Origin of the sequence: Dietzia sp. DQ11-71, assembly GCF_014144995.1 — a bacterium.
Lineage (GTDB): Bacteria > Actinomycetota > Actinomycetes > Mycobacteriales > Mycobacteriaceae > Dietzia > Dietzia kunjamensis.
The window spans coordinates 1-2,176 of record NZ_JAALDT010000437.1; the positions used below are offsets into that span (position 1 = coordinate 1).

A 2,176-nucleotide genomic window follows, 5' to 3' on the forward strand; every position below is an offset into this window, starting at 1 on the left:
CACGGAGCCGGCCTGCCACCGGTCCGCGAGGGTGGGGCGCAGGGGTCGGGCGAGCTGGGTCATGATGCCCCGGCCGCGCAGTTCGACGCTGCGGCCCAGCACCCAGCGTGCCGCCTCGGGGGCGTCGGCCCGGTGGATCGTGGCCGCCGAGGCAAGGACGTGCCCCTGCTCCATCTTGGCCAGCGTGGTGAGGCGGGCGGCCTCGTTGACCGGGTCGCCGATGACCGTGTACTCGAACCGCTTGGCATGGCCGATGTGTCCGGCGATGACGGTGCCGTAGGAGACGCCGATCCCCGCCGTGAGCGGGGCCAGCTCGGCGAGTCGGCTCTGCAGTGCACGCGCGGCCCGCAGCGCACGGCCGGCCTCGTTGTCCACCTCCAGCGGCGCCCCGAAGACCGCGAGCAGGGCGTCGCCCTGGAACTTGTTGATGTACCCGCCGTTGGTGTCGACGGACTCGACGGCGATCCGGAAGAAGTCGTTGAGCACGGAGACCACCTCGGCCGGCTCGTGGGCCGCCGCGAACTCCGTCGAACCGGTGAGGTCGACGAACAGCACCGCGACCTGGCGCTCCTGCCCGCCCAGTTCGGTGCCCCGCTCGAGCGCGTTGCGTGCGACGTCCTCGCCCACGTAGCGACCGAAGAGGTCCTGGATGGCCTCACGTTCCTGCAGGCCCGTGACCATCTCGTTGAACCCCTGGGCGAGCTGGCCGATCTCCGAGCTGTCATAGATCGTCACGCGGGTCTCGAGATCGCCCTGCTTGACGCGACTGACGCCCGCCTGCATCTCGCGCACCGGGTCGGCGATCGAGTCCGAGACCAGCCCCATGCCGATCGCGCCGGCGATCACGGCGACACTCGCCAGCACCGCGAGGGCGACGAGGATCAGACCGGGGTCGTCGCCGAACAGGCCGAACCAGTGTCCGGTGAGGATGAGCAGGATGCCCGCGATGGGGATGACCGTGGTCAGTGACCAGCCGAGGAAGATCCGGCGACGCACACCGGGGACATGGCGGCTCTCCGGCACCCCCCTGGACAGGGCGCGGACCGTGATCGGTCGCATGATCCGCTCGGCCTGCAGGTAGGAGATCAGGCAGGTGGTGCTGCCGCCGAGCAGGCTGGTCACCGCCACGATGAGAGCCAACCTGGGGGAGTGGCCCACGTTGACGGCGACGAACAGCAGCGTCCCGGTCACCCACATGGCGCCGGAGATGAGCGCCTGGTGGAACGGCAGGCGCAGGGTGCGCCGGCGGATCGCGCCGTCGAAGTCCGCCCCCGACCGGTCGACCCGCAACACGGGCAGGAGGAGCAGCGTCGAGGCGATGACGCCGCCGACGAAGGCCAACACGAGATAGCCGATGAACAGGTACTGGTTGAGGAAGCGGAACTGGTCGAGGTCGAGGAACCGGTCCATCGGCAGGACGAAGCGCAGGAACGAGAACACGAAGACCGCGCCGATGATGTTCGCCTGCACCATCGTCAGGGCATAGACGGGCCAGGGGGTGGCCCACAGCCACCTGAACAACCTGACCCATCGTTCCATCGGCCCAAGCCTAGTTCGCGCCGGTGATGCCGGGAACGCAGGTGTGTCGGTGGGCGGGGATAAGGTGGGGGCCATGCCCGGGGTGTTCGATCGGTTGGCCGGACAGGCCGACGTCGTGGCGGAGCTGACCGCTGCCGCCACGGCCGCTCGTGCCCGCGTGCCGGGGCAGGGGTGGGATGCCTCGGACGCCCGGATGGTCCACGCCTGGCTCTTCACCGGTCCTCCGGGCAGCGGCCGCAGCGTCGCGGCCATGGCGTTCGCCGCCGCCCTGCAGTGCGAGGACCCGGACGTGGTGGGCTGCGGGGAGTGCCGCGCGTGCCACACGGTGCTGGCCGGCACCCACGCGGACGTTCACCTGCTGGCCCCGCAGGGCGTCAACATCCTCCTCAAGGACGTCAAGGAGACCATCCACCGCGCGGCGAGCCGCCCCGGCACCGGGCGCTGGCAGATCGTGGTGGTCGAGGAGGCGGACAGGCTCACCGAGCAGTCCGGGAACGCCCTGCTCAAGGTGGTGGAGGAGCCGCCCAGTCGGACCGTGTTCCTCCTGTGCTCGCCGACCACCGACCCGATGGACATCATGGTGACCCTGCGTTCGCGCTCGCGGAACGTCGCGCTGCGTCAGCCGGACGCGGCGGCG

2 protein-coding genes are annotated in these 2,176 nt (G+C 70.6%); one reads left to right on the forward strand and one right to left on the reverse strand.

Annotated elements, in window-relative coordinates; all coding sequences use genetic code 11:
• The coding region (locus G6023_RS14105) for an adenylate/guanylate cyclase domain-containing protein (protein WP_182636096.1) at positions 1-1,539 on the reverse strand (1,539 nt) is incomplete at its 3' end.
• 73 nt (positions 1,540-1,612) lie between these two features.
• Here G6023_RS14105 and G6023_RS14110 point away from each other — a divergent pair.
• A partial coding sequence (locus tag G6023_RS14110) for a DNA polymerase III delta subunit-related protein (protein WP_182636098.1) occupies positions 1,613-2,176 on the forward strand: 564 nt, incomplete at its 3' end.